Here is a 26,022-nt window from a genome sequence, read left to right as displayed (position 1 = left end):
CGAGAAGGGTGGGATGGTGAAGGCTACGGTTCGTATCGTTTGTGTTGTCGGAACCCGACCTGAGGCGATCAAGATGGCGCCGGTGATCTTGGCGCTGAAAGCTACTGACTGGTGCGATTGCAGAGTCCTGGCGACTGCGCAGCATCGTCAGATCCTCGATCAGGTGCTCGCGCTGTTCGGGATCGTTCCTGACATCGACCTCGACATCATGCGCCCAAATCAGTCTTTGCCTGATCTTACGGCGCGGTTGCTGACTGCTGTCGATCGTGTGCTTGAAGATGAGCGGCCGGATGCGGTTTTGGTGCAGGGCGATACCACGACGGTAATGGCGACCGCGCTTGCTTGCTTCTATCGGCGGATTCCGGTTGGGCACGTGGAAGCGGGCTTACGTACGGGTGACATGGCCAACCCATTCCCTGAAGAAATGAACCGAGTTCTGGCGGGTCGCCTTTCGCATTGGCACTTTGCTCCAACGGAGAGCGCCAAGAAGAACCTTTTGGCGGAGGGATTTGCCCCTGAGTCGATTCATGTGACGGGTAACACCGTTATCGACGCATTGCTGGACGTTTCGGGCCGTGTAGGGCCGGCGGCACCGGTTGAGGCCCATGTGGCAGACAACGCGCGGGTGGTTCTGGTCACGACGCATCGCCGTGAGAACTTCGGTGCGCCGCTGCGTGCAATATGTGATGCGATTCGGGAATTGGCGCTGCGCTATCGGGATGCCGTGTTTGTGGTGCCGGTGCACCCCAATCCAAATGTGCGCGAAGTGGTGCAGGCCCAGCTTGGGGCTACGTCGAACGTGCGTCTGATCTCGCCACTTGACTATCTGCCATTTGTGCAAATGATGAAGCGCGCTGACGTCATACTCACCGATTCGGGAGGCGTTCAGGAGGAGGCTCCTGCACTTGGCAAACCAGTCTTGGTAATGCGCGCCGAGACAGAGCGGCCTGAGGCGGTAGATGCGGGCGTTGTGCGCCTGGTTGGCGCTGATCGCTCTGTAATTGTACGCGAGCTGAGTGCGCTGATGGATGACCCCGTCGTGTATCGGAGCATGGCGCGAGGTGTTTCGCCGTATGGCGATGGGCACGCGGCGGCGCGTATTGTTGAAATTCTGCAGCGTTCGTTGCTTTGATCTGAGGCCAGCGCTTCGGCACTGTCGGTAATCAAGTGAGTTTGGTCTATTTTTCGCCTGTTCCGTGGGAGAGCTTCGCGCAGCGCCCGCACCACTTCGTTCGCTGGTATCACCATCGGACTGACGACAGGGTCATATGGATTGACCCGTATCCCACGCGATTGCCCGCATGGTTGGATTTGAAGCGACCTGACGCAGGGCCGGTCGGCGCGGCAGTTCAACCCCCTTCCTGGTTGACGGTGCGTCGAGTGCAGTCAGTTCCGGTTGAACCGATTCCCGGGCTGAACCGAATCAACAAGTTGCTGTGGCGGAGTCTGCGAGATGATGTTGTCCGAGCGATGACAGGCGATGCTGATGCCAGAGTGGTTATCGGCAAGCCGTCCCTGCTTGCGCTTTCGGTGCTTGACTCGCTGCCGGGGGCTCAAAGTCTCTATGACGCAATGGACGATTTTCCAGCGTTTTACAGGGGGCTATCGCGGCTTTCGATGGCGCGTCGAGAGGCTTGCGTGGTGCGGCGGGTCGGACGAGTGTTGGTTTCGTCGACTGGACTTGAGGCTCGACTTAGAGCGGTCCGCAGCGACGTAACGCGTGCATTGAATGCATGCGATGCGCTGAGTCTGCCAAACACGGTGCTTCACCAACGTCAACTTCCGGAGCCGGTCCTCGGATACATAGGTACCATGGGGAGTTGGTTTGATTGGAGTTGGGTGCGTCGCCTTGCTGAAGCGCGTCCAGGGTATCGGTTGCGTTTGATTGGGCCGCTCTTTGTGCAGCCGTCATGTACATTGCCGCGTAATGTCGAGATCTTACCGCCAATTGACCATACAGCGGCAATGCAGACGTTGCTTCAGTTCTCGGTTGGGCTTATTCCCTTTCGTTGCAATGTGTTGACTGACTCCGTGGATCCAATCAAGTACTACGAGTATCGAGGCGCCGGATTGCCAGTGTTGTCGACGGCTTTTGGTGAGATGCGCTTGCGTAGCCGTGAGTCTGGCGTCTGGCTCGGTGAAGCGTCTGATGATTTGGGTGAGCTAGCCGATGCAGCGCTTCGTTTCGTTGCCGATCGTGAATCAGCTCTGCAATTTCGAGCGGAGAATGACTGGTCTGCTCGCTTTGATGCGGCGCTTTGTGATTGGTTTTCGTGTCAACCTCAGTGAACGTTGATGGTACTTGTAGTGCTTTTTCTGTGCAGCAGGCGGCAGGTGTGTCCCGGCGCCCGACATTAAGTGTAGGTGTTGTGACCTATCGGTCAGACGAGTCCGCTCTTTTTGCGACCTTGGATTCCTTGGCTCGGGCGATTGAACACGCCATATGTGCAGGTACTTTGGCTGGCGCTGTAGTAAACGTTGTCGATAACGGCGCAACCTTGACCGGCGCGGCGCTCTCCCCGCTGCATCGCAAAGAGATCCAAGCGAAGCTTGTCCTAACCCAGCAGAATCTTGGGTATGGTGCTGGGCAGAACCTTGCATTTCAGGATGCCGAGTCCGATTACCACTTGGTACTAAACCCAGATGTCTTCGTGAGCGTTGACGCTCTTCATAACGCCATTCGATGGATGGATGCCCATCCGTCGGTAGTGCTGTTGGCGCCTGATGTATGCGACGCGTCTGGTGAGCGGAGTTTCTTGTGTCGCCGTATGCCAGGCCTGTTAGTTCTGCTCCTGAGGGGGTTTGCGCCTCGTTGGGTTAGGCACGTCTTTCGGCGGTCACTTGCTTGGCATGAGATGCGAGATGTAGTTGATGGGAAGAGTGTCGTGTGGGATCCGCCAGTGGTTGGTGGGTGTTTCATGTTGTTTCGGTCTGCGTCATATAGCGCGCTCGATGGATTCGATCGTCGCTATTTTCTTTACTTTGAAGACTATGACTTGAGTCTGCGCGCGGCGTCTCAGGGGCGTATCGCGTACGTTCCCGATGTCCGTATTTCCCACGCCGGCGGCGGCGCGTCAAGGAAAGGCCTTCGCCACATTCTGATGTTTGGTCGTTCGGCGCTGACGTTTTTTCGCTTGCACGGTTGGCGCGTGTAGTACCGCTCTCTGTAACAAGGTGAAACGAGTACCTCTCTGGGTAAGGTCAATCCGCTGGCCGCGTGCTAAGGTGCGTCAATCCAAAGAGTCTATTGGGCCGTTTGCCCGGTGGGATGACGTTGTCCTCGCGATGGTATTTGCGAATTTAATGAAAAAGTCGATTTTAGTAACCAACTGGCGGCAGTTGGCCGTATTTGCCGGCGATTTGCTTGCAGTCTCCTGCGCGTGGGGATTGGCCTATGTCATCCGGTTCAATGGGGCCGTACCGCTAGACTTCATCCGGACCGGTCTGTATGCATGCTTGCTCACCGTTCCAATTCACGCCGCCTTCTTTCGGGGCTTTGGTCTCTATCGTGGTATGTGGGTCTTCGCGAGTTTGCCTGACCTCGTGCGAATCGTTCGAGCGGTGGCTGCTTCATCGATCGTCAGCGTCGTTGCATTCGTCTATGTCGGGTTGCAGCCGCCCGTCCCGCGCACCATCTTTGTGCTGCATCCGGTCTTCTTGCTGATGTGGATGGGAGGCAGCAGGGCTGCGTACCGCTTCTGGAAAGAGCATAGGCGCTACGGTGACCTTTTTGCTCGCGGTCAACCCGTTGTAATTCTTGGCGCTGGCCGTGCCGGTGCGAATCTTGTTGCGGAGCTGGCCCGCTCGCCAGAGTGGCGCGTTGTAGGATTGCTGGACGACGACCCCAACAAGATTGGCCGTGAGATTTCGGGCTTCAAGGTGTATGGGCGTATCAAGGACTTGTCGCACTGGGCAGCGCGCCTAAAAGCCCAGAACGCAATCATTGCAATGCCCGCAATGACCCGCGAGGCGCGTCAGCGAGCCGCCGGCGAATGTTTGCGGGCGGGCGTTCGAGCGATGACGCTACCTTCGATCGAGGATGTCGTTCGCGGGGGTGCAACCGAGGGACGTTTTCGCGACGTTAACCTACATGACTTGATCGGCCGTGCGCCAGTGGAGGTGGACTCATCTGCGGTGAGGCAGATGGTAAGCGGCCGAGCAATCATGGTAACCGGTGCGGGAGGGTCCATCGGCTCCGAGCTCTGTCGGCAACTGGCACGCTTCGCGCCAGCGCAGTTGATTCTGCTTGAGATGAGCGAGTTTGCGCTCTATGCAGTCCATGAAGAGCTGGGGTTGCGCTTCCCTGATGTAGAGACCGTACCAATTGCAGGCGATGTCCGAGATGGGCTGTGGCTTGAAGCGATATTCCGGCAGCACAGCCCGACAATCGTGTTCCACGCTGCTGCCTATAAGCATGTGCCGCTAATGGAAGAGCGTAACGCCTGGCAGGCGGTTCGTAATAACGTCTATGGCACATTCAAGATTGCCGCGGTGTGCGTGGCTAATCGAGTCGAACGGTTTGTCTTAGTGTCAAGCGACAAGGCGGTAAACCCGACAAACGTCATGGGCGCAAGCAAGCGCATGGCTGAAATGGTTTGTCAGGTTATGCAGCAGGGCGCGGCTACGCGTTTTGAGATTGTGCGGTTTGGAAACGTTCTGGGTAGCGCCGGAAGCGTTATCCCGAAGTTTCGGGAGCAGATCGCTCGTGGGGGCCCTGTCACTGTGACGCATCCGGAGGTTACACGGTACTTCATGTCCATTCCGGAGGCCGCCCAACTCGTTTTGCAGGCAGCTGCAATGGGTACGGGCAACAACGTATTTGTGATGGACATGGGCGAACCGGTTCGGATCGCAGACTTGGCCAGAGATTTGATCCGGTTGTCCGGGTATGCGGAAGACAAGATCGATATCGTCTTCACGGGATTGCGGCCCGGTGAAAAACTATACGAAGAGTTGCTGGCGGCACAAGAAGAGACTCTACCGACACATCATCCCAAGCTGCGAATTGCTCGTGCACGGGAAGTAGATCACGAGTGGTTGGATGAAGTGCTGGCGTGGTTGACCCAGCGGACGATTCCGTCTGATGATCAGATTCGACGAGACCTTCGCCGTTGGGTGCCAGAATATGAGCCTGCCGTTCGACCGTCCTTAGTTCTCGTTCAGCGCTCGGCGCGCGAGCCTAAGACGGTTGCGTGAGGTCGTTGGGGCTCCCTTGAAACGGCTGTTCGATATCATTTGCGCCGGGTTTGGGCTTCTCTTTTTTTTGCCGGCGCTGTTTGTGATCGCGGTGGCCATTCGGGCTGAGTCACGAGGCCCTATTCTGTATATGTCGAGACGCGTGGGAAGACACTCATCGCTGTTTCTAATGCCTAAGTTTCGTTCTATGCGCACAGAAGCGCCGGTTGTCGCGACGCACTTGTTGGGTGACCCGGATCGATATCTGACTCGTGTCGGGCGGTTCTTGCGCCGGACCAGCCTAGACGAACTTCCCCAGCTATTTAGTGTGCTCAAGGGCGACATGAGCCTAGTTGGCCCTCGGCCAGCGTTGTTCAATCAGCATGATTTGAATGCAATGCGTGCGGCCAAAGGGGTGGACAGGCTGCGGCCTGGTATTACGGGTTGGGCGCAGGTTAACGGCAGGGACGAGCTGCCGATTCCGGAGAAAGTCGCTTACGACATTGAGTATCTGCAGCGCCAGTCTTTCTGGTTCGATCTGAAGATCCTTTTTATGACTGTGCATCGTGTTATCACTGCACATGGCGTGAGTCACTGATCCGACTCTCGTTTTGACTCACTGGCGGGGGCGGGCGCTTTTGTCGTTGCGTCCGGCTACAATTGCCGACCCACCGCTTATTGGATCTTTTCATGTGGTTCAAGAACCTCCAACTCTACCGCCTGCCCACGCCTTGGGCGATTGATCTTTCCTCGCTCGAAGAAAAGCTCGCTGCGAAGCCTTTTGTGCGTTGCGGGTCGCAGGATATGGCGAGCCGTGGGTGGGTGTCGCCGACCGGGTCGGATGTGATGGTGCTTGCGGTGGGTGGGCAGTGGTTGCTGGCACTCCGCAGTGAGCAGCGTTTGCTACCGTCGTCGGTAGTGAATCAGGTTGCGCAGGACAGGGCGGAGGAGCTGGAGGCGCAGCAGGGTTTCAAACCCGGGCGCAAGCAGATGAAGGAGCTTAAGGAGGCGGTGACGCAGGAGTTGTTGCCGCGCGCCTTCACACGACGCCGCACGACCTACGTTTGGATTGACCCGACCAATGGTTGGCTGGTCGTCGATGCATCGAGCGCGGCGAAGGCGGACGAGGTGATCGAGCAGCTGCACGACACGCTTGATGACTTGCCGCTGAAGTTGCTCGACACCGAGCGCTCGCCGCAGTCGGCAATGTCCGACTGGCTCGCCTCAGGCGAAGCCCCTGCGAATTTCACCATCGACCGTGATTGCGAGCTGCGTGCGATTACCGACGAGAAGGCTGCGGTGCGCTACGTGCGGCACCCGCTCGAAGGGGACGAGATCCCCAACCATCTTGCGGCGGGCAAGGTGCCGACACGGCTCGCGCTGACTTTCGACGACCGGATCTCGTTCGTGCTGACCGAGCGCATGGAGATCAAGCGCCTGGCGTTCCTCGACATCATTCAGGAGCAAGCGGAGAAGGCCGCAGCGGAGGGCGACCCGCAGTTCGAGGCAGACTTTGCGCTGATGTCCGCGGAGCTCGCACGGTTCATCCCCCACGTGATCGAAGCCCTGGGCGGCGAGCGGCAGATCGTTTGACCCTATGGCGCTGAAATCAACGATCTTCAAGGCAGACCTGCAGATTTCGGACATGGATCGCGGGTACTACGCCAACCATTCGCTTACGCTGGCGCGGCATCCGTCCGAGACCGACGAGCGGATGATGATCCGCCTTCTCGCGTTTGCGATGTTCGCGGACGAGGGCTTGTCGTTCTGCAAGGGTTTGTCGTCGGACGACGAGCCAGATCTTTGGCAGAGGGATCTGACCGGCGCGATCGAGAACTGGATCGAGCTTGGTTTGCCGGATGAGCGTCGCTTGCGGCAGGCGAGTGGCCGAGCCTCGCGCGTGACGCTGCTGACATATGGTGGCCGGGCGGTGGACGTGTGGTGGCAGAAGAATCGCGCCGCATGCCTGAAGTTGCCCTCGCTGACGGTGCTGCGGATTCCGGATGACGCTGCCGAGGCGCTGACTGCGATGGCTGTTCGCACGATGCAGATCCAGTGCAGCGTGCAGGATGGCGAATACTGGCTTTCGGACGGCGAGCGCAGCGCGCATATCCGCCCGCAGCGGCTGGATTGAGTCGGGCCGCGTCAGCCCGGTGGGGCGCCGGTAATCAGCCCGAGCTTCACGCGCCCATCGCGCCACGCAGTTTCGAAGCTGCGTTCGATCTCGTCGAGCTCCAACTCGTTTGATGCCATGACCTCGCGAATGCCGCAGGCGCGGTTCCGGCCCTGCGCCTTGGCGATGTAGAGCGCCATGTCGACCTGGTTGATGCCGCGCTCCCACTCGAGCGACAAGTGACCGGGGGCAAGCGGAAAGCTCGCATAGCCGATCGAGATCGTCACTGATAGGTATTGCTCGCCGTAGGGGACCGGGTCACGGCTGATCGCGTGCAGCAAACGCTCAGCGAGGCGGTCGAATTGCTCGGCCGGCATCGGCCCCACAGCGATGAGGAACTCTTCGCCGCCCCAGCGCACCACCAAATCGGTTTCGCGCATGGTGTCTTGCAGGCGTTGCGCCACGGTCGTGATGACGACGTCACCAGCCGCGTGGCCATAGGTGTCGTTGACGCGCTTGAAGTGGTCGATGTCCAGCAGCATCAGTCCGCCGATGAAGCCACCGCTGGCGGAGCGCGTGCGCATCGCCTCCTGGAAGTAGCGCCGGTTGAAAAGCCCGGTCAGTGCATCGCGTTCGCTGCGTACCTTGAGCATGCGGTTGCTCTCGGATAGCTGCTGGTTGGCGTCCCGAACCCGCCGGTAGAGCAGGGCTACCGCGAGCAGGCCCGTCGTCAGCAGGCCGGCAGCGAGCAGCCAAACGCGCTGTTGCAGCGTTCGGTTATGCAGTTGGGCACTCTTGAGCGCGTTGTCGCGGTTGAGCAGTTCAATCTCGCGCTGCTTCTTTTCTGATTGATAGCGCGCGTCCAGTTCGAGCAGCGCGTTCTTGCGGCTGCTCTCGGCGAGTGCTTTCGAGGCGCGTCGCTCCCGGTGGTATGCGTTGATGGCGTTCTTGTAGTCGCCGGCAGCTTCAAGTGCCTCGCCATACTCGGCGAGCAGGCTTGCGTACTGCGCGCGGGATTCGAGTTTGAGTGCCGTGGATAGCGCCTCTTCAACGTTTGTCCTGCCCTCGTCGAGCCGACCCAGGCGGATCTGCGCCTGGCCCGCGTTCGCGAGCGCGACGATCAACCCATGCGGATCGCTGATCTGGCGGGCGATCCTGATCGCCTCATTGGTGACTTCAAGCGCGTCTGCATAGCGGCCCAGCTTCAGATACGTATCGCCCAGATTGATCAGCATGGTTTCGATACGTTCCTGCTCGCCCGCTTTGCGCGCGTAGCCAAGCGCTGCCTTGGCGGCTTTCAGCTCCGCATCGCGATCCTGCTGGAGCGAGGCAACCCGGGCACTCGTATCCCACGACTGGGCGAGAAGTGGTGCTTCCGCGAGTTCCTGCGCATAGCGCGTTGCCTTGCGATTGGCCTCGATGGCCTTGTCAAGTTCGCCGGCATCAACGAACAGGGTTGCCATGCTGTCCAGGGCTCGGAATACCCGGACCTTGCTGTTGAGGCGTTCGGCGAGGGAGAGCGCGTTCTGGTAGGCGGCCAGCGCGTCGGCCTGGCGACCCAGTTCCAGGAGTAGCGCACCGCGCATCATTTCCAGCCGAAAGCCCTGGCGCGAGTCCCCATTCGCAGCAAGCGTCGTGCGTGCCTGCTCCGCCAGTTCAAGGGCGCGGCTCAGATCGCCCTTCATGCGCACCACGTGTGCTCGTACGATCAGGGCTGACGCCTTGGCGTCCTGGCTGGCGAGCGCATCGAGTGTTGCGGCTGTCGCGAGTGCCGCGTCGGGCTGATTGGCGTTTGTCTGGTAGGTGCCCCGCATGGTCAGCAGGGCGATGCGCGCCGCGCTGCCCGTTTCGGATTTGAGCAGGGCGTCGACGCTTAGGATGGCGCCAGAGGGATCGCTGCGCCCCTGCGCATCGACAGCGTCGATTCGCGCTGCAACGGCTGGATCCAGTTCCACGGCGCTTGCAGCAATCGCTGGCAATAGAAGCCCTGCCAGTGCCGCGAGCAGGCTGCACAGCACTTCACGCCATCGGTGGCGGATCTGGGTTCTTGGCATTTGCATCGGCCGCCAACGCGGCTTGAGCGCAGGTAAGGCTATTAGCGGCCCGCAGTGCCGGAACTTGATTGACGTGCGACAGATCGGGCGCACATCGCCGATCGGCCGCCTTGCGCCGGGTTAGTCGACCGGAACCGGCGGCGGCCCCTCGGTGATGGCCAGTTCGACCAAGCCGTTTGTCCACGCCTGCTCCAGATCGTGTTCGATACGCTCGATGCCACCGTCACCCTCGGTCAGCAGGCGTGCAACGCCATACGCGCGGCTGCGGCCATGCGCCTTGGCCAGATAAAGCGCCATGTCGATCAGGTTGATCTCGCGCTCCCACGGCAGTCGGATGCCGCCAGGCGGGAGCGGGAAGGGCGCGTATCCGATCGACGCGGTGACCGGGATCAGGTCGCCGTTGTAGGCAACGGCTTGGCCCGAAATTGCATGGATGATGCGCTGGGCGAGTTCGGCCATCTGGTCTGCGCGAATGCGTGGCACAAAGATCAGGAATTCTTCACCGCCCCAACGCACAATCATGTCGGCTTCGCGCAGCGCTTCGCGTAGACGCTCGGCCACCGCGATCAGCACCGCGTCGCCAGCCGGGTGGCCGCGTCGGTCGTTGATCCGTTTGAAGTGGTCGATGTCGATCAGGTAGGTGGCGCGTACCGTGTTGGTCGCCAGGTCGGCTGGGCTCGCATCCAGCTGTGCCATGCGCTGCTGGAAATATCGGCGGTTGTAGAGGCCGGTCAGCGGGTCTCGGCTACTCTGGATTGCGAGTTCCTCGTTGCGTTCTTCGAGCTGTCGATTGGTCGAGCGCACGCGCCGATAAAGCAGGCCAACGACGAGTGCGGCAAGCGCGCAGACGACCATCAGCAGCCACCATACCCGGCGTGCGAGCCGGTGGTTTTCGATCTGCGCATCCTTGAGCGCATTCTCCCGGTTCAGCAGCGTGATCTCGCGATCTCGCTTGTCGGCCTCGTAGCGTGCCTGCAACTCAAGCACCACTCGCTGCTTTTCCGACTGCAGCAGCTCTTCCGACAATGTTCGTTCCCGCAGTAGCGTTTCGAGCGCCGCGGCACTCTGGCCGGTCTTGCGCAATGCGTCGCCGTATTCACGCAATACAGCCACTTCATCGTTGCGCGCGCCGTGGCTCGCGTAGGTCTCGAGTGCAGTCTCGATCAGTGGCTTGCCGCTGGCGGTATCGCCGCTCAGGATGCGAGCGAGCCCGATATTGGTCTGTATCGTGGCTTCCCCGGACCAGTCCTGAAACTCGCGTGTGATCGGCATCGCCTGTTCTGCATGCCCGATTGCTGCGGCGTAATCGCCCGAGCTGAGGTAGTAGTCGGAGAGGTTGATCAGTGCCGCCGACTCTGTGGCTCTTGCGCCGACGCTGCGCGCCAGACGAAGGGATTCATTGAGCGCCATATGCTGTGCCGGGCGCGTGTCGGTGGCGCTGTGGATATTGGCTTCCGTCAGCTTGTAGTTCGCGAGGGCCGCGGTGTCGTTGCCGCGACGGGCGATATCACAAGCCTCGGCGGCCGCCTGCAAGGCGCGGTCGTACTGCCGCAGGTTCAGGTAGAGCGTGGCGAGGCTGTTCAGCACCATGCCTCTGCGGCGCGCCCAACCATTGTCTTCCGCGATGCGTGCGGCCTCCTGCAAATGCGTGAGCGCCTGATCGTAGCGTGCCTGCTCGAACAGGATGGAACCAAGAGCGTGACGGGCCCAGTATCGCAGCCGCGCGGGCGAGTGCGCGTCGAAACTCTCAAGTGCGCTTTTTGCAGAGGCTGCAGCGGCATCCAGCGAACCACGCACAAACAGCGCGTTGGCGCGCACCAGCATCGCTTCGGCGGCGATCTCCCGGTTGCCGCCTGCTAGCGCCTCCAGCTCACTACTTGTGCGTTGTGCCGCTTCGGCGTCGCCAGAGAGGGCCTGTGTGTAGCCAAGTGCGCCGAGGAAAGCTGCACGTGTTGCCATAGGCGCTTTGCGTGCCTCGCTTTCAAGCGCGCGCAGTTGTTGCAGAGCACGGTCCGGGTGGTCGTTCGCGAGGATCTCGATGCGTGTCAGTGCATCCAGCGTTGGCGCCTCAGCGTGGATATGGATGGAAAACGACAGCAGCGCTATGCCGACGAAGTACGCGGGCAGGGCGCGATGCACCACGATCAGGAGCGTGTTTGCGACGTCCTGTCTGATCATTGCTCGTCCAACGCTCCGACCACGATCGGTTCGGGTTCCAGCGCAACGCCGAACTGCGCTTGCACATCACGCCGGATTGCCTGGGCGAGCGCCATGATATCGGCGCCTCGCGCGCCGCCCGGGTTCGTTAGCACCAGTGCTTGCGCTGGATGTACTCGGGCAGCACCAAGCGCTTTGCCTTTCCAGCCCGCCTGGTCAATCAGCCAACCGGCGGCAAGCTTGAAGCGGCCATCGGTTTGCGGGTGGCTCACAAGTTTCGGATGGCCCGCTTGCAACTGAGCGTGCGTGGCGGCGTCCACAACCGGGTTCTTGAAGAAGCTCCCCACGTTGCCGACCACCGCGGGGTCGGGCAGCTTGCGTTGCCTCACCGCGATGACGGCATCGAAGATGTCGCGCGGCGCCGGTGTGTCGATGTGGCGCGCCGCCAGTTCTTCGGTGATATCGCGGTATCCCGTCATCGGAAGCCACACTTTAGGCAGCGCAAAGCAGACCGACAGGACGATCAGATCCCGGCCGTCCGGGTGTTTGAACACACTGTCGCGGTAGCCGAAACGGCACGCGGCTCGGTCCAGCGTTACGCGCTCGCCGGTGCGCCGGTTGAGTGCTTCGAGGCTGTGGAAGCGATCAGTCAGCTCCAGCCCGTACGCGCCAATGTTCTGGATCGGCGCCGCGCCGACGTTGCCCGGGATCAGTGCGAGGTTTTCAAGGCCCGGCCAACCTTGCGCCAGCGTCCACTCGACCGCGTCATGCCAGCGTTCGCCGGCACCGACTCGCACGAGGTAGTGCGAGTCCGATTCGCCGACAAGCGCTCGTCCGCGCAGCAGCGGCTGCAATACCAGCCCCGCGTAGTCATCGACGAACACCATGTTGCTGCCGCCGCCGAGCACCAACACAGGCAGGTCGCGCGAGTGCGCCCAGTCCAGCGCCGCCCGGATTTCGTCTTCCGACCCAGCGGCGCAGTAATGGGCCGCGCGTGCAGGCACGCCAAGCGTGGTGAGCGGGGCAAGATCGACGTCCGTCTGGATCGCGGGTGACATTGTGGGCAGCGGCGGAAAAACGCCGATTATAGGGCTGCGCCGTATAATCTCCGGCTTTCCGCAGTGTTTTGGAGCGACAGGAATATGCCGTCCTTCGACGTCATGAACGAGGTCAACTGGGTTGAAGTGCGCAACGCGATCGACCAGGCCAACAAGGAAATTACCAACCGCTTTGACTTCAAGGGTTCGGACGCGCGTGTCGAACTCAACGACAAGGCGATGACACTGTTCGCCGACAACGATTTCCAGCTCTCGCAGGTGTGGGACATCGTGGTTGGCAAGTTCGCCAAACGCGGCGTGGATGTGCGCTGCATGGAAGAGGGCGAGATCGAGAAGATCAGCGGCAACAAGGTCAAACGCGCCGTTACCGTCAAGGCGGGCATTGACTCGGATCTTGCCAAGCGCATCGTCCGCCTGATCAAGGACAGCAAGCTCAAGGTTCAGGGCAGCATCCAGGGCGACACGGTGCGCGTGAGCGGTGCCAAGCGCGACGTGCTGCAGGAGACGATTGCCATGCTGAAGAAGTCGGTCACCGATTTCCCGCTGCAGTTCGGCAACTTCCGCGAGTGATAGGGTTCCCGCACGCAGGTTCAAGCTTCGGTCGCTGCTGCCGTTAAAGCATGCATGGGCTTTTACGCCCCGGCAGGAGGCAGGAAATGGATACAGCAGCGATTGCAGCAACGGTGTCGGATCAGGCGATGGGCACCGTCAAGGGGGCCGCGCAGATCGCGGTTTTGAAGAAGAGCATGGAAATGCAGGGGCAGTCAGCGCTGCAACTGGTGCAGGCCCTGCCGCAACCGCCGGCGGCGGCGCCCGGGCAGCCCGGAGCGCTCGTCAATACCTACGCCTGAACGACACCCGGCTTGCGTATGGGGCGAGGTGTTGGCGACCAAGCGGGCCGGGATTTGCGTGGTGATATCGATCTGATCCGGGCGCGGCTGGCTGCCGCGCGGCCGCTGGTTGCGCCCGCTGCCGTCGATACACAGTTGATGGCGGCGGCCGTGCTGGTGCCGCTGGTGCAGCGGGAATACGGCCTGCAGGTGCTTCTGACCCGTCGGACGGCACATCTACATCATCATCCGGGGCAGATCAGCTTCCCCGGCGGACGGATCGAGGCCAGCGATGCTTCGCCAAGCGAGGCCGCTTTGCGCGAAACCGCCGAAGAGACGGGCTTGCAGCCGGATGTAATCGAACTGATCGGCGAACTCCCGGAGTTTGATACCAGCACAGGCTTCCGTATCACGCCCTTGGTTGGCGCCATCAAGCCGCCGCTCACGCTTGCACCTGATCCGTTCGAAGTGGCTGAGGTTTTCGAGGTGCCACTCGGCTTCTTTCTCGACCGCAGTAATCACCAACGCCATGAGATCTTCTGGCGCGGCCGCATGCGGCAGTACTGGGCGATGCCCTGGGGCGATTACTACATCTGGGGCGCGACGGCGGGCATCATCCGAAACCTTGTCGAGGTGCTTGAAGGCTGATCGGGCTCTGCCATGGCAGATTGTTGCCGAGCCGCGTCAGGCAAGGCTTTGACGTCAATCGGGTCGGGTGGATGTGGTATCTTGCGGTGCACTAAGAAGTCCGCACGAATGCGGGCTCAACCGCGCTCGAATACCCCACATGACGCTGCTTTCGCTCCTTGTTGCCATCCTGCTCGAACAGCTCCGCCCCTTGCCTTGGCGTCGTTTCGTCGAGGAGCCGGTCGAGGCGCTCGCACATCTGCTTGAAGACCGCCTCAACGATGGCCAGGCGCGCCACGGCACGATTGCGTGGTGCATTGCCGTGCTGGTGCCGAGCGTTGCCACGGCGCTGATCTACGCTGCGCTGTTCTTTGTCCAGCCGATCGCAGCGATCGTGTTCAACGTGGTCGTGCTGTATTTCGGCATGGGGTATCGCCAGCACAGCCACTTCTACGGGCGAATCCACGCCTCCCTGCGTGCGCAGGACACCGAGCGCGCCCGCAGCCTGCTGGCTGATTGGCGCGGCGGTCGCCACGACCGGACGCCGCCCTCCGAGGTTGCCCGGCTGGCGATCGAAAAAGGTTTGATCGTGGGCCACCGTCAGGTGTTCGCGCTGTTCCCGATGTTCCTGCTGTTCCCGGGGCCGAGTGGGGTGGTGCTGTATCGGTTGTCCGAGCGCTTCGCTTACTTGTGGGCCGAGGGACGCGAGCCGGGTTTTACTGAGTTCGGTCGCTTTGCTCGCCGCGCCTTTGAACTGATCGACTGGCTGCCCGCGCGGATTACCGCCGTGGCGTTTTCGATCATGGGGGATTTCGAAGACGCGATCTATTGCTGGCGCACGCAGGCCGCGCTCTGGCACGACAAGGTCGAAGGCGTGCTGCTGGCCGCCGGAGCCGGCGCCATTGGTGTTCGGCTTGGCAACCCGATCCACAACGCGGGGGAAGTCGTCGAACGGCCGGAGCTGGGCACCGGCGACGATGCGGATGTGGATTTCATGTACAGCGCCGTTGGCCTGATTCGGCGCACACTGGTTCTGTTCCTGGTCGTGATCCTGCTGGTCGGGATTGCCGGCTGGGCTGGGGGTTGAAGCGTTCATTTCCGGGGGGAAATCGAAATGGGGAAGCGGGAAGTTGTATTCGTCAGTGGCGTACGCACGCCAATCGGAACCTACGGCGGCACGCTGAAGGATTTCGCGCCGACTGAGCTCGCGGCGCGGGTGCTGCGCGAGGCAATTGCCCGCGCCAAGGTCGACCCGGCACTGGTGGGGCATGTGGTGTTCGGCAACGTTGTGCATACCGAGCCAAAGGACATGTACCTGTCGCGTGTTGCCACGATCAACGGTGGCGTCCCGAAGGAAAGCGTGTCGCTCACGCTCAACCGCCTTTGCGGTTCCGGCTTCCAGGCGGTGGTCAGCGCAGCAAACGCCATCCAGCTTGGCGACTGCGATGTCGCGATCGCCGGTGGTGCTGAGGTGATGAGCCGCGGCGGCTACCTGATGCCGGCTGCCCGCTGGGGCGCTCGGATGGGCGACGCCAAGGTGCTCGACATGATGGTCGGGGCGCTGACGGACCCCTTCGAGGCAACCCACATGGGTATTACCGCGGAGAACGTTGCCGAGAAATTCGGCATCTCGCGCGAGGATCAAGACGCATTTGCCGTCGAGTCGCATCGTCGCGCCGCCGCCGCGACCGACGCGGGTCACTTCCGCGACCAGATCCTGCCGATTGAACTGGTCTCCAAGAAAGGCTCAACGTTCTTCGATACGGACGAGCATTTCCGCCGTGACGTCACGCTTGAAGGCTTGGCCAAGCTGAAGGCGGTGTTCAAGAAAGATGGCTCGGTGACCGCCGGCAACGCGTCTGGCATCAACGACGGCGCCGCGGCGCTGGTGATGATGGAGGCCGAGGCGGCTGCGCGTGCCGGCCTGAAGCCGCTCGCGCGACTCGTGTCGTATGGTCACGCCGGTGTCGATCCGGCGTTGATGGGCACCGGCCCGATTCCGGCGGTTGAACTCGCGCTCAAGCGCGCCGGCTTGTCCGCGGCTGATCTGGATGTAGTCGAGTCCAACGAGGCCTTTGCCGCGCAGGCGCTATGTGTGACGCGTGGGCTCGGGCTCGACCCGGCCAAGGTCAACGTGAACGGTGGCGCGGTAGCCTTGGGGCACCCGATCGGGGCGACCGGGGCAATCCTGACCGTCAAGGCAATCTACGAACTGATTCGGACTGGCAAGCGATACGGTTTGATCACGATGTGTATCGGCGGTGGTCAGGGCATTGCTGGCGTGATCGAGCGGCTTTGATATTTCGCTTCATCAAAACACCCCGCTGCGGCGGGGTGTTTGCGTTTACCGCCTCGCGTTTGTTGTGGCCTCGAAGATTTGGTCCGATAGCGCTTGCTCGCGCTCGATGATGCTGTCGAGAAACTGGCCGGCACCCTCCATGTGGGCAAAGGCCTCAAAACCGCGCACGAGGAAGGTATGCAGGGCGCCAAGACCCACTGCGCGAGCCGGCGCGCCCATCAAGCGCAGCATGCCGCGGATCATGGGGTGATGCGTCAGCTCGTCGAGCGCCTCACCAACATGCCGAATCAAGGCGATCTGCCGGTCGCGATCGGCGCGGCGCCCTACTTGCCGGTAGGCGGCCGCGTAGCGGGCATCGTCGATCGGGGTGTCCGCGGCACCGTCGCGCAAGGCATCAACCATCGCCGCATCGAGCGTTTCCGATAGGGCGTCGAGTTCAACCGCGCTGCAGATCGTTTCGAGTGCGGAGCGGGGCAGGAAGCGCGACAGCATCGGCTGCACCCGCGCAAGCGCGGCATCACGTTCCGCGAAGTCCTTCGGCCCATACAGTTCGTTCAGGAAGAACTCGGCCGCAGGGCGGTAGCGCTCACTCGCCAGCAAGTCGGCATGGGTGTGCGCAAGCCGGTCAGCCTGCCATGCGCGCAGTGCGTGCCGGTCGCGCCGCCACGCGTCGTCGTCGCGTTCGCGCGCGCGCAGCGCGCTGGCGGCGGTCATGTGCAGGATAAGGCGTTCGGAAATGTCGTGTTTGTCGCCGTCCATGGCTTGAATGATAGCAATGGCGTCTGACTGCAGTAGGGCGGCGGCCCTAATCGACTAGCGCTCGGGGGAGGTACCATGCAGGTGTTCTCGTGCCTCTTGGGGTTTTGCCCGAATGATCGCGTTGCAGCTTCGTTTTGCGCTGATGATTGAAGTCCTGATCTGGCTTGGCATTGCGGTCTATGGCATGTCGTTCTGGGGATGGGGCTACTCGAGCGTTCCGGCGCTCCTGCTCGGCGGCATGCTGGCCGTGCGCGCTCTGATCATTGGCGTCACGTTCATCTGTTCGATCGTATGGGGGGCGGCACCTCCGGAGGGCCTACGGCTGGGGCCGCTGGCAAGCGTGAAACTGGTGTTCAAGGAGTTTGCCGCCTTCGTGCTGATGTCCGTCGTTTTCATGCCGTTCGAGCGCAGGTGGATTCCGCGCGATCGCATCGAAGGCCGCAGGCTGGGGCGTACGCCGATCGTTCTGATCCACGGCTACCGCTGCAACCGTGGCACCTGGGTCCGGTTGCATGCGGCCTTGCGGCGGGCGGGCTGGCCGGTGGTGACCGTGAATCTGGAACCCTCCGGGGCGAGCATCAGCAGTTTTGCAAAGCAGCTCGCGCGCCGTATCGATGAGGTATTGCTGGAGTCGGGTGCCGAGCGTGTCATCCTGGTCGGCCATTCGATGGGTGGCCTTGTTGCGCGGCACTACGTTGCGCGCTTTGGCGATGGCGCGGTGCGGGCGGTGATCACGCTGGGCACGCCGCATCACGGTACGGAGATCGCACGGCTTGGATTTGGTGAGTGCGCGAGGGAGATGCAGCCGGGCAGCGATTTTCTGCGTGAGTTACCCAAATCGATTCCGGTGCCGTTGGTATCGATCTACAGCGCGCACGACAACTTCATCATGCCGCAAGGTCCTTGCGGTGTGACAGGCTCGCGCAACGTCGCGATGGCCGGCGTGGGGCATATCCACATGACCTATTCGCGCCGGGTAATTAATCATGTGCTGCGGGAGCTGGCGGGGGTTTGATCCGCCCCGGTCCTAAAAAGCAAAACGGCCACCTATCGGTGGCCGTTTTAGCTTGAGGCGAGGCAATCAGAAGTGGATGCCGCGCATCAACTGGCTGAACGCGACCTGATCTGCCGTCGGGCTTGAGAGCGACTTCTTCTCGCCGCTACCGGTACCACCCTGCGCGGCGGTGGAGTCCGGGAACATGCGGAAGGTGGTGTTCATGATCGCCTGCGCGGCCTTGGGCAGCAGCGCGTGGATCACCTGACCGAAGATTCCGAGTCGTGTCGCGATGCGGACCGGCTTGTGGATGATCGCCTCGACCACGAGATCCGCGGCGTCTTCCGGTGCCAGCGTCGGCACGTCCTTGTACATCTCGGTCGGCGCAATCATCGGCGTGCGCACCAGCGGCATGTTGATCGTGGTGAACTCGATGCCGCGGTCGGCGAATTCCGATGCTGCGCAGCGCGTCCATGAATCGAGTGCCGACTTCGACGCCACGTAGGCCGAGAAGCGCGGCGCATTCGTCAGCACGCCGATCGAAGAGATGTTGATCACGTGGCCACGGCGTTTTTCGATCATCTTCGGCAGCACGCCCATCGTGATCCGCAGCGCACCGAAGTAGTTGGTCTGCATCGTACGTTCGAAGTCATGGAAGCGATCGAAGCTGTTCTCGATCGCGCGGCGGATCGAACGGCCCGCGTTGTTGACCAGGATGTCGACGCCGCCGAATTGCTCGTTCAGCGCGGCGACGAGATCGGCACAGGACTTCTCGTCGGACACGTCCGCCTGGTAGGTGTGCACGGTGAGCCCGGCTGCCTGGAATTCCTTGCGGGTTTCTTCCAGTTTCTCGACATCACGACCGCAGATCGCGGTGGTCGCGCCGGCTTCTGCAAGCTTGTAGGCGGTGGCTTTGCCGATGCCGGACGAGCCGCCGGTGACCAGCACAACCTTGTTCTTCACATTGCCGCGCAGCGTGCGGTCGACGAACAGATCCGGGTCGAGGTGGCGCTCCCAGTAATCCCACAGACGCCATGCGTAATCTTCGAGGCGCGGCACTTCGATGCCGCTGCCGCGCAGTACGCGCTGCGTTTCACGCGCGTCGAAGCGGGTCGGGTAATTGACGAAGGTGAATACCTCGTCGGGCAGGCCGAGATCCTTCATCACGGCGTTGATCACGCGCTTGACCGGCGTGAGCGACAGGATCGCCTTGCGGATGCCCTTCGGGATGAAATAGAACAGCGCCGCGTTGATGCGGATTGACATCTGTGGCGCATGGCCCGCACGCGCGAAGATGTTGAGGATGTCGCCAACGCGGTAGGGCGTCGGGTCGACAAGGTGGAAGCACTTGCCGTCCTCACCCTTGGCGTGGGAAATGTGATCCACCGCGTCGACGATGAAGTTCACCGGCACGATGTTGATACGGCCACCTTCGAGCCCGACCGCTGGCATCCAGGGCGGCAGCAGGTTGCGCAGGCGCTGGATCAGCTTGAAGAAGTAGTACGGGCCGTCGATCTTGTCCATTTCGCCGGTGCGCGAATCGCCCACCACGATGCCCGGGCGGTAGATACGGAACGGCACCTTGCATTCCTCGCGCACGATGCGCTCGGACTCGTGCTTGGTCGAGAAGTAGGGGTGATCGAGCCCCTCGGCCTCTTCGAACATGTCTTCGCGGAAGAGCCCCTCGAACATCCCCGCGGAGGCGATCGAGCTGAACAGGTGAAAGTGCTTGGCGCCGAGCGCCTCGGCGAATTGCACGACGCGGCGGGTGCCTTCGACGTTCACGTTCTGCTGGATCTCGGCGCTTGCCTTCAGGTCGTAGATCGCGGCGAGGTGGAAGAAATGCGTGATCTTGTTCTTGAGCTTGCGCAGGTCGGTTTTCGTGACACCGAGGCCGTCTTCGCGCAGGTCACCGAAGACCGCCACGACCCGGTCGCCGCCGGCAGACCAGTATTCGCTACGCAAGGTTTCGATCAGCTCCGCTTCTTCCTTGCGTGCGAGGAAGAAAATCGTGCCTTCCGGGCGCTCGAGCAGCTTGCGGACCAGTCGGCGTCCGATGAAGCCGGTCGCGCCGGTGATGAAGTAATTCATGTTTCCCTCCGCTGTTTTCAGAATTCTTCTGCCGGCCATCCCCCGAGGGCCGGAATTTCGTGATGCTAACCGAGGCGCGTGAAGGTGCAAGCGCAAGACTTCACTGTCTGGACATGGTTGTCGGATCTGGATCAACTGATCCGCGCTTTCGGGGGGCGACACCCTGTTTATGCGGATCGGCTGCTCGGTTTTTAGACTGCCCACCCTAGGGGATTAGTGTGTGCCCTCTAGAGCGACTCCCTACACTGGAACCCGTAACAAGAACTGGCCGCTCAACACAAGCCTTCGGACTCAAGGGGCGGCATGACAGGCAAACCGATCCAGAAGGAGTTCACCATGGTCAAGAAACTCAAGTCGCTCTCCGGTGCTGATAGCCAACTCGCGCAAACCATCAAGGATTCCGCCAGCCAGATCTGGTTGGCCGGCCTTGGCGCCTTCGCAAAAGCCCAGGAAGAGGGCAACAAGGTATTTGAAGCACTCGTGAAGGAAGGCGAAGTCATCCAGGCTCGCACCAAGAAGGAAGCCGACGCGAAGATCGCCGACGCAGCGGGCAAGATGGCCGGCGCTTGGGACAAGCTCGAGAATGTGTTCGAAGAGCGCGTCTCGCGCGCACTGTCGAGCCTCGGCGTGCCGACCAAGAAGGACATCGACAAGCTGACCAAGCGGGTTGCCGAACTGACCGCGCTGGTTCAGAAGCTCACCGAAGAAGCCGAGGCTGTTGAAGTCGCTGGCGAAGAAAAACCGGCACGTCGCCGCGCCGCCGCCAAGGCTGCCGAGTAATCCGGGTCAGTTTCGGAGCCGCAGCTGGCGCGGCTCCTGCCGGAAGTCCGGTGACGGCAGTGTCGTCGCCGGATCCGGCCGAGGCCGTGGCTGCCTGGATGGAGCCACGGCCTCGTCACGCTTGCAGCCGTGTTTGCGCAGCAAGCCTGCGCACATCGGCTGCGGCAACAAGGCGGAGGGGACAACATGAACGCCGATAACAACGCGACGACCAGCAAGATTGGCATCGCCCTGGCCGGAGGCGGGCCGCTGGGCGGCATCTACGAGGTGGGCGCGATTGCCGCGCTGGCCGAGTCGATGGAAGGCCTGGATTTCAACGCGGCGGACATCTACGTGGGGGTCAGCTCTGGCAGCTTCATCGCTGCGGCGCTGGCCAACGGCATCTCGCCTGCACGCTTGACGCACATGCTGATCGACAACGGCAAGAGCGAGGAGATCTTCGATCCGGAGCTGCTGCTCAAGCCCGCCTTCCGCGAGTACTGGAATCGCGCGAGCAGCGTGCCGCCGCTGCTTTGGAAGTCGCTCAAGCAGTTTCTTGCCGACCCGTTCGATCGCGGTCTCTACGAATCCTTCGCGCGACTCGGCCGCGCATTGCCCACCGGCGTTTTCAACAACGCCGGCATCGGGCGCTTTCTCGCACAACTGTTCCGCGCGCCCGGTCGCACGAATGACTTTCGCAAGCTGCGGAACCAGCTTTTCCTTGTCGCGACCGATCTCGATTCGGGTGAATCGGTGCCCTTCGGTGCCGAGGGTTGGGAAGACGTGCCAATCTCCCGTGCGGTGCAGGCAAGCTCGGCACTGCCAGGCCTGTTCCCGCCGGTGCGGGTGCGTGGCCGTTATTTCGTGGACGGCGCGCTGATCAAGACGCTGCATGCCTCGGTCGCCCTCAAGCATGGCGCGAAGCTGGTGTTGTGCATCAACCCGCTGGTGCCGTTCGATGCGCAGCTGGCTGAAAAGCGTGGTGGCAAGGAGCGCCATAAACTGGTCGAAGGCGGCCTGCCGGTGGTGTTGTCGCAGACCTTCCGCGCCATCATCCATTCGCGAATGCGTACCGGCATGGACCGCTACCAGCACCAGTATCCGGATGCCGATGTGCTGCTGTTCGAGCCGCATGCGGATGACGCCGCGATGTTCTTCACCAATGTCTTCAGCTATCGCGATCGCCACACACTGTGCGAACACGCATATCAAATGACGCGGCGCGACCTTTGGCGGCGGCGCCACATGCTGCGGCCGATTCTCGCCCGGCACGGCATCCGGCTGCGCACCGAGGTATTGCGCGACCCGCATCGCAGCTTGCTCGACGACAAGCTACCTTCGCTCGAGCCGGTGCGGGGGCTGGCGCGTGTCACGGTGACGCTGCGGCACACGCTCGACGAACTGGATGCCTGGCTCAAGGCGAAGAAGGTTTGAGCACCATTCGCACATCGCAAGGCCGCGGCTTGACCGCGGCCTTTTGTTGTCACGCAAACGCAGCGCCGATGGCGCGGTGATACGCTTGGGTTCCTGACTTGGGGGAGGAGGGGTATGGAGCGCAAGCCGAAACGGCGCACTCGCGAGCGGATTCTTGAGGCCAGCCTGCGGCTCTTCAACGACTTCGGCGAGCACAACGTCAGCACCACCACGATCGCTGACGAGCTCGATATCTCGCCGGGCAACCTCTACTACCACTTCCATAGCAAGGATGAACTGCTCGAGGAACTCTTCGGCCAGTTCGAGCGCGAGATCACTGCAACGCTTGCCGCACCGGCGGGCGGCCGCAGCACGGTGGAGGACATCTGGCTCTTCCTGCACCTGCTGTTCGAGCTGATCTGGAAGTACCGATTCCTCTATCGCGACCTGGCCGATCTGCTGTCGCGCAACCGACTGCTCGAAACCCACTTGCGCGCGATCCTCGCCCACAAGGGCCGTACCGCCGCAGCCTTGTGCGAGGGCCTCGTCAGCAATGGCGAGATGGAGGCCACCAAGGCCGAGATCCAGACGCTTGCCGTGAACATGGTCGTGCTTTCGACCTTCTGGCTGAGTTTTGAGTACGCGCGTGATCCGCGCGGCAAGATCGAAGGGGAAGGATTTACACGCGGCGCCTACCAGGTGATGGCTCTGGTGGCGCCGTATCTAAGGGGGCTGTCGCGCGAGCATTTCGAGGCCCTGTCGCGCGAGTACCTGAAAAACTGAGGAGGAGACCACCATGAGTACGCAAGGCTGGCGCAAGTTTCCGCATCCCGAAAAACAGTACAGCTACGCAGGCGATGCCCTGAAGAAGAACTGGGCCCGCCTGCATCAGGGCGACCGCGAGCCCTGGCCGGAATCCGCCGAGGTACAGGAAGCCTGGCGGGCCTACCACGCCGGTGATTTCGCGCAAGCTGTGGAGCTGGGCTTGAAGGCCGGCGGCGCCGGCATCTCTGCCGCCAACAAGGCTGCGATGATCTACGCCACCTATCTTGTTGATGACGACGACGAGAAGAGCGAGCTTTTCCAGCAGATCATCGATCGCGCCGAGCTTCAGCAAAAGGCCATGCCTGATGCCGCCAACGTCTGGTACTTCCATGCTTACGCGCTGGGGCGCTACAGTCAGCTGATCTCGGTCGGCGAAGCGCTGGCCAAGGGCCTTGGCGGGAAGATCCGCGCCAGCCTCGAGAAGACGCTTGAGCTCGAGCCGGATCACGCGGAGGCGCATATCGCGCTCGGTGCCTTCCAGGCCGAAGTCATCGACAAGGTCGGTTCGCTGGTCGGCAACCTGACCTATGGCGCCAAGAAGGACAACGCCGTCGAACATTTCGAGACCGCGCTTGAGCTGATTCCGTTCTCCGCGATTGCCCGCATGGAGATGGCCAATGGCCTCGTCATGCTCTTTGGCAAGAGCAAGATGAAGCGGGCGGAGGATCTTTACGCCGAGGCGGCTGCGTGCGAAGCGGTCGAGGCGATGGAGCGGCTCGACGTCGAGGCTGCCAAGGCCGAACTCGAAGACTGATCAGGCGGCAGCGAAGCCAGCCAGCCGCTGCGCATCCTCCCGCGCGGCGGCGAGCCTGCGTTGCAGCAGGATATGTACATCCAGCTCCCGCATGTCGTCCGGGCTCGAATCAACCGCCACCGGATCGTGCGGCGGCGCGTCGTGCGCGGCGGGCTGGGCAAGAATACGCGCCAGCTCGCGGCGGCCCTCCGTCAGCAGCGCATCACGCCGCGGCGGGTCGAAATCCGCAGTGCGCTGATCGAGCATGAAGCGCACCGAAGCCAGTTGCGCGCCGAGCAGATAGGCGGACGACACGGTGCCGTGCAGCGGCGGCAGCGCTATCTGGTGGCTGGCCGGTTCGTCGAGCATGCGCGCGGTGGCCTGGCTGAGCGCGGCGAGCGCGTCCTGGGCCTGCTTTCGTGCGAGGCGGTAGGCCAAGGGCCCGAGCTGCGGATCGAGCGCCGCGTCGGCATAGTTCGCCGCCGTTTCGCGCACGCGCTTCATCAGCTGCGGCAGGCTGCGGCGCTCCCAGGCCGGCAGCACGAAGGCGAAACCGAGCGCGATCAGCGCGCCGATGATCGTGTCGATCACACGTTCGGTCAGTACAAACGGTGAATTCGGCACCAGCAGCTGAAGCTGCAGCAGACCCATCACGCAAGCGGCAATCGAGGTGACGCGGTACTGCACGGTGACGAAGGCGTGCGCGATCGCGATCGACAGGAACAGCAGCGGCAGGATGCCAAGCGGGCTGTGGATGACATGCAAGAGCAGACCTGCGATCACGCAACCGATGAGGTTGCCGATGACGCGGTCGTTGTGGCGCTGGCGTGTCTGGCTGAAGCTTGGCCGCAACACCACCGCGGTGGTGAGCAGGATCCAGTGTCCATGCGCCGCATAAGGCAGATTGCGCGCCAGTACGAAGCCAGTGAGCATGGCCATCGCCAGGCGCAGTGCGTAGCGCAGGACCGGTGAATCGGTATTGAGGTGTCGGCGCAGCACCGCGATTCGGATCTTTCGCACCGATACGAAAGCGCGCAGTTCGCGCTCGCTCGGTAGCGGCGAACCCTCGCTGCGCTGGCGCGCGGCCTCGATCAGCGTGCGTGCGCTGTGCAGCGAGTGAAACAGCTTTGCGGCGAGGCCGCGCAAGAGCGCGGCGGCGCGGGCGTGCTCCGGCACCGTGAGATCAGGCTCGGCGAGCGCGTAGGCGGCTGCCTGCGTTGCGGCGCAGGCTTGGCTGCGATCGGGCAATACCGGCACCGGCCGCGCACGCACGATCGCCCCTGCTACGGCTTCGATGTCGTCCGCCGCTTCCACGACACGTTGGCCCATTTCGCGCATGACTGCGCTGTCGCCATAGCGTGCGCGCATCAGCTCGCGGTCGGTCTGCGAAGCCAGCGCGTGTTCGTAGGCGTCGAGCAAGGCGTAGAGCACCCGTGCGAGTTCGGCACGGCGACCTGGGCGGATACGGTAGAAGCAGAAGTCCCGCGCGGCCTGCAGCTTCTCGGCGAGCGCGGCGTGTTCGCGGATCAGATCGAGGTACACCGCATCAAGGGAGCTGGCGGCGTCGTAGTAGCGCGCCTTGTGCCGCAGGTAGCGCGAGAAGGCGTCGAGCGCGTCGGCCAGCACCTGCTGGCGAGTCCGCACCGCCAGCGCGATCGACAGGCTCCAGCCCCAGACCAGATAGGCGAGCCCGCCGAGCATGAACAGACCCGCGTGACCCCACGGTGAAGTGCCGGGCGGCAGCGGGAATGCCATGGCGAACACGGTTGCCAGTACGAGGCTGAAGCCCATCGGCAGCAGGAGGCGACCCCATGCGCTGAGCAGACCGGCGACGAAGCCGACGACGGTGATTTCCAAGCCAAGCAAAATCGGCTGCGCGTGGCTCGCACTGACGAGGAGCGTGACCAGTGCGGTGCCCAGCCATGCGGGCAGGAGCTGCCGCAGCTTGTGGCCCTCAGGCGCCGGCACGTCGGCGATGCTGACCGCCATTGCACCGCTGGAGAGTACCGCCGCGAGCGCGAAGCCGCCGACCATGTAGCCACAGAGGGCAAGTAACAGCACGCCAGCGGCGCAACCGATCCCGTTGTAGATCGTATGGGTGAAGAGCAGACGGGGGAGCTGCGGCATCGTGGTCA

The 26,022-nt window shown here is 62.2% G+C and carries 23 protein-coding genes; 17 read left to right on the top strand and 6 right to left on the bottom strand.

Going from position 1 to position 26,022, the window contains the following annotated elements; genetic code table 11:
* The first annotated feature begins 13 nt into the window (after nucleotides 1–13).
* The 7 genes from wecB (at nucleotide 14) to JY500_RS13855 (ending at nucleotide 7,309) form a co-directional block, all read left to right on the top strand.
* Nucleotides 14–1,132, top strand: a complete 1,119-nt coding sequence (gene wecB / locus JY500_RS13885) for a non-hydrolyzing UDP-N-acetylglucosamine 2-epimerase (RefSeq protein WP_206253266.1) — start codon at nucleotides 14–16, stop codon at nucleotides 1,130–1,132.
* 248 nt (nucleotides 1,133–1,380) lie between these two features.
* A complete protein-coding gene (locus tag JY500_RS13880) occupies nucleotides 1,381–2,289 on the top strand; it encodes a glycosyltransferase family protein (protein WP_206253264.1) in 909 nt (302 codons plus the stop codon).
* Nucleotides 2,274–3,155 carry a glycosyltransferase gene (locus JY500_RS22435; RefSeq protein WP_206253262.1) on the top strand — a complete coding sequence of 294 codons (882 nt, stop codon included), beginning with the start codon at nucleotides 2,274–2,276 and terminating at the stop codon, nucleotides 3,153–3,155. The genes JY500_RS13880 and JY500_RS22435 overlap by 16 nt, the downstream gene beginning before the upstream one ends.
* A gap of 70 nt (nucleotides 3,156–3,225) precedes the next feature.
* Nucleotides 3,226–5,196: a polysaccharide biosynthesis protein gene (locus JY500_RS13870; protein ID WP_246479629.1), complete on the top strand. Its 1,971-nt coding sequence runs from the start codon at nucleotides 3,226–3,228 to the stop codon at nucleotides 5,194–5,196.
* A gap of 16 nt (nucleotides 5,197–5,212) precedes the next feature.
* Nucleotides 5,213–5,773 carry a sugar transferase gene (locus tag JY500_RS13865; protein ID WP_206253260.1) on the top strand — a complete coding sequence of 187 codons (561 nt, stop codon included), beginning with the start codon at nucleotides 5,213–5,215 and terminating at the stop codon, nucleotides 5,771–5,773.
* Nucleotides 5,774–5,865: 92 nt separating this feature from the next.
* Nucleotides 5,866–6,768, top strand: a complete 903-nt coding sequence (locus JY500_RS13860) for a recombination-associated protein RdgC (protein WP_206253258.1) — start codon at nucleotides 5,866–5,868, stop codon at nucleotides 6,766–6,768.
* A 4-nt stretch (nucleotides 6,769–6,772) separates the two neighbouring features.
* Nucleotides 6,773–7,309: a YaeQ family protein gene (locus tag JY500_RS13855; protein WP_172198459.1), complete on the top strand. Its 537-nt coding sequence runs from the start codon at nucleotides 6,773–6,775 to the stop codon at nucleotides 7,307–7,309.
* Nucleotides 7,310–7,320: 11 nt separating this feature from the next.
* On the opposite strand, the gene JY500_RS13850 is transcribed toward JY500_RS13855, so the two are convergent.
* Genes JY500_RS13850 through murB form a run of 3 tightly spaced genes read right to left on the bottom strand, consistent with a single transcriptional unit; the run spans nucleotide 7,321 to nucleotide 12,557 of the window.
* Nucleotides 7,321–9,435 (bottom strand): GGDEF domain-containing protein, encoded by a 2,115-nt coding sequence (locus JY500_RS13850; RefSeq protein WP_206253256.1) that lies wholly within the window; start codon nucleotides 9,433–9,435, stop codon nucleotides 7,321–7,323.
* A gap of 27 nt (nucleotides 9,436–9,462) precedes the next feature.
* Complete coding sequence (locus JY500_RS13845) at nucleotides 9,463–11,520, bottom strand: tetratricopeptide repeat-containing diguanylate cyclase (RefSeq protein WP_206253252.1); 2,058 nt, start codon at nucleotides 11,518–11,520, stop codon at nucleotides 9,463–9,465.
* Nucleotides 11,517–12,557, bottom strand: coding sequence for a UDP-N-acetylmuramate dehydrogenase (gene murB, locus JY500_RS13840; RefSeq protein WP_206253251.1), 1,041 nt, complete (start codon nucleotides 12,555–12,557; stop codon nucleotides 11,517–11,519). The genes JY500_RS13845 and murB overlap by 4 nt, the downstream gene beginning before the upstream one ends.
* An 84-nt stretch (nucleotides 12,558–12,641) precedes the next feature.
* Here murB and JY500_RS13835 point away from each other — a divergent pair, with 84 nt between their 5' ends.
* From JY500_RS13835 to JY500_RS13815, 5 genes are all read left to right on the top strand, one after another.
* Nucleotides 12,642–13,127: a YajQ family cyclic di-GMP-binding protein gene (locus tag JY500_RS13835; protein WP_172198473.1), complete on the top strand. Its 486-nt coding sequence runs from the start codon at nucleotides 12,642–12,644 to the stop codon at nucleotides 13,125–13,127.
* An 86-nt stretch (nucleotides 13,128–13,213) separates the two neighbouring features.
* Nucleotides 13,214–13,408 carry a putative motility protein gene (locus JY500_RS13830; RefSeq protein ID WP_172198476.1) on the top strand — a complete coding sequence of 65 codons (195 nt, stop codon included), beginning with the start codon at nucleotides 13,214–13,216 and terminating at the stop codon, nucleotides 13,406–13,408.
* An 18-nt stretch (nucleotides 13,409–13,426) separates the two neighbouring features.
* Complete coding sequence (locus tag JY500_RS13825; RefSeq protein ID WP_206253246.1) at nucleotides 13,427–14,035, top strand: CoA pyrophosphatase; 609 nt, start codon at nucleotides 13,427–13,429, stop codon at nucleotides 14,033–14,035.
* Nucleotides 14,036–14,174: 139 nt separating this feature from the next.
* Nucleotides 14,175–15,101, top strand: a complete 927-nt coding sequence (locus tag JY500_RS13820) for a CobD/CbiB family protein (RefSeq protein ID WP_172198482.1) — start codon at nucleotides 14,175–14,177, stop codon at nucleotides 15,099–15,101.
* Between the two features lie 27 nt (nucleotides 15,102–15,128).
* The gene (locus JY500_RS13815) at nucleotides 15,129–16,313 is read left to right on the top strand and encodes an acetyl-CoA C-acyltransferase family protein (RefSeq protein WP_206253244.1); all 1,185 of its coding nucleotides are present in this window, start codon (nucleotides 15,129–15,131) and stop codon (nucleotides 16,311–16,313) included.
* 45 nt (nucleotides 16,314–16,358) lie between these two features.
* On the opposite strand, the gene JY500_RS13810 is transcribed toward JY500_RS13815, so the two are convergent.
* Nucleotides 16,359–17,072 carry a DUF8198 family protein gene (locus JY500_RS13810; protein ID WP_206253242.1) on the bottom strand — a complete coding sequence of 238 codons (714 nt, stop codon included), beginning with the start codon at nucleotides 17,070–17,072 and terminating at the stop codon, nucleotides 16,359–16,361.
* A gap of 112 nt (nucleotides 17,073–17,184) precedes the next feature.
* On the opposite strand from JY500_RS13810, the gene JY500_RS13805 reads away from it, so the two are divergent.
* Nucleotides 17,185–18,087, top strand: a complete 903-nt coding sequence (locus JY500_RS13805; protein WP_206253233.1) for an esterase/lipase family protein — start codon at nucleotides 17,185–17,187, stop codon at nucleotides 18,085–18,087.
* Nucleotides 18,088–18,153: 66 nt separating this feature from the next.
* Here JY500_RS13805 and JY500_RS13800 read toward each other — a convergent pair whose 3' ends face one another.
* Complete coding sequence (locus JY500_RS13800) at nucleotides 18,154–20,157, bottom strand: SDR family oxidoreductase (protein ID WP_206253226.1); 2,004 nt, start codon at nucleotides 20,155–20,157, stop codon at nucleotides 18,154–18,156.
* Nucleotides 20,158–20,493: 336 nt separating this feature from the next.
* Here JY500_RS13800 and JY500_RS13795 point away from each other — a divergent pair, with 336 nt between their 5' ends.
* The 4 genes from JY500_RS13795 (at nucleotide 20,494) to JY500_RS13780 (ending at nucleotide 23,908) form a co-directional block, all read left to right on the top strand.
* A complete protein-coding gene (locus JY500_RS13795) occupies nucleotides 20,494–20,937 on the top strand; it encodes a phasin family protein (protein WP_172198499.1) in 444 nt (147 codons plus the stop codon).
* Nucleotides 20,938–21,123: 186 nt separating this feature from the next.
* Nucleotides 21,124–22,350: a patatin-like phospholipase family protein gene (locus JY500_RS13790; RefSeq protein ID WP_172198502.1), complete on the top strand. Its 1,227-nt coding sequence runs from the start codon at nucleotides 21,124–21,126 to the stop codon at nucleotides 22,348–22,350.
* Nucleotides 22,351–22,464: 114 nt separating this feature from the next.
* On the top strand, nucleotides 22,465–23,112 hold the full coding sequence (locus JY500_RS13785) for a TetR/AcrR family transcriptional regulator (protein ID WP_206253224.1): 648 nt from the start codon (nucleotides 22,465–22,467) through the stop codon (nucleotides 23,110–23,112).
* A gap of 13 nt (nucleotides 23,113–23,125) precedes the next feature.
* On the top strand, nucleotides 23,126–23,908 hold the full coding sequence (locus JY500_RS13780; RefSeq protein WP_206253222.1) for a tetratricopeptide repeat protein: 783 nt from the start codon (nucleotides 23,126–23,128) through the stop codon (nucleotides 23,906–23,908).
* On the opposite strand, the gene JY500_RS13775 is transcribed toward JY500_RS13780, so the two are convergent.
* Nucleotides 23,909–26,014, bottom strand: coding sequence for an FUSC family protein (locus JY500_RS13775; RefSeq protein WP_206253221.1), 2,106 nt, complete (start codon nucleotides 26,012–26,014; stop codon nucleotides 23,909–23,911). It lies immediately after the preceding gene.
* Nucleotides 26,015–26,022: the final 8 nt, after the last annotated feature.

Origin of the sequence: Niveibacterium microcysteis (assembly GCF_017161445.1) — a bacterium.
In the GTDB taxonomy this organism is placed as follows: Bacteria; Pseudomonadota; Gammaproteobacteria; order Burkholderiales; family Rhodocyclaceae; genus Niveibacterium; species Niveibacterium microcysteis.
This window is presented reverse-complemented; position numbering and strand designations above follow the sequence as displayed.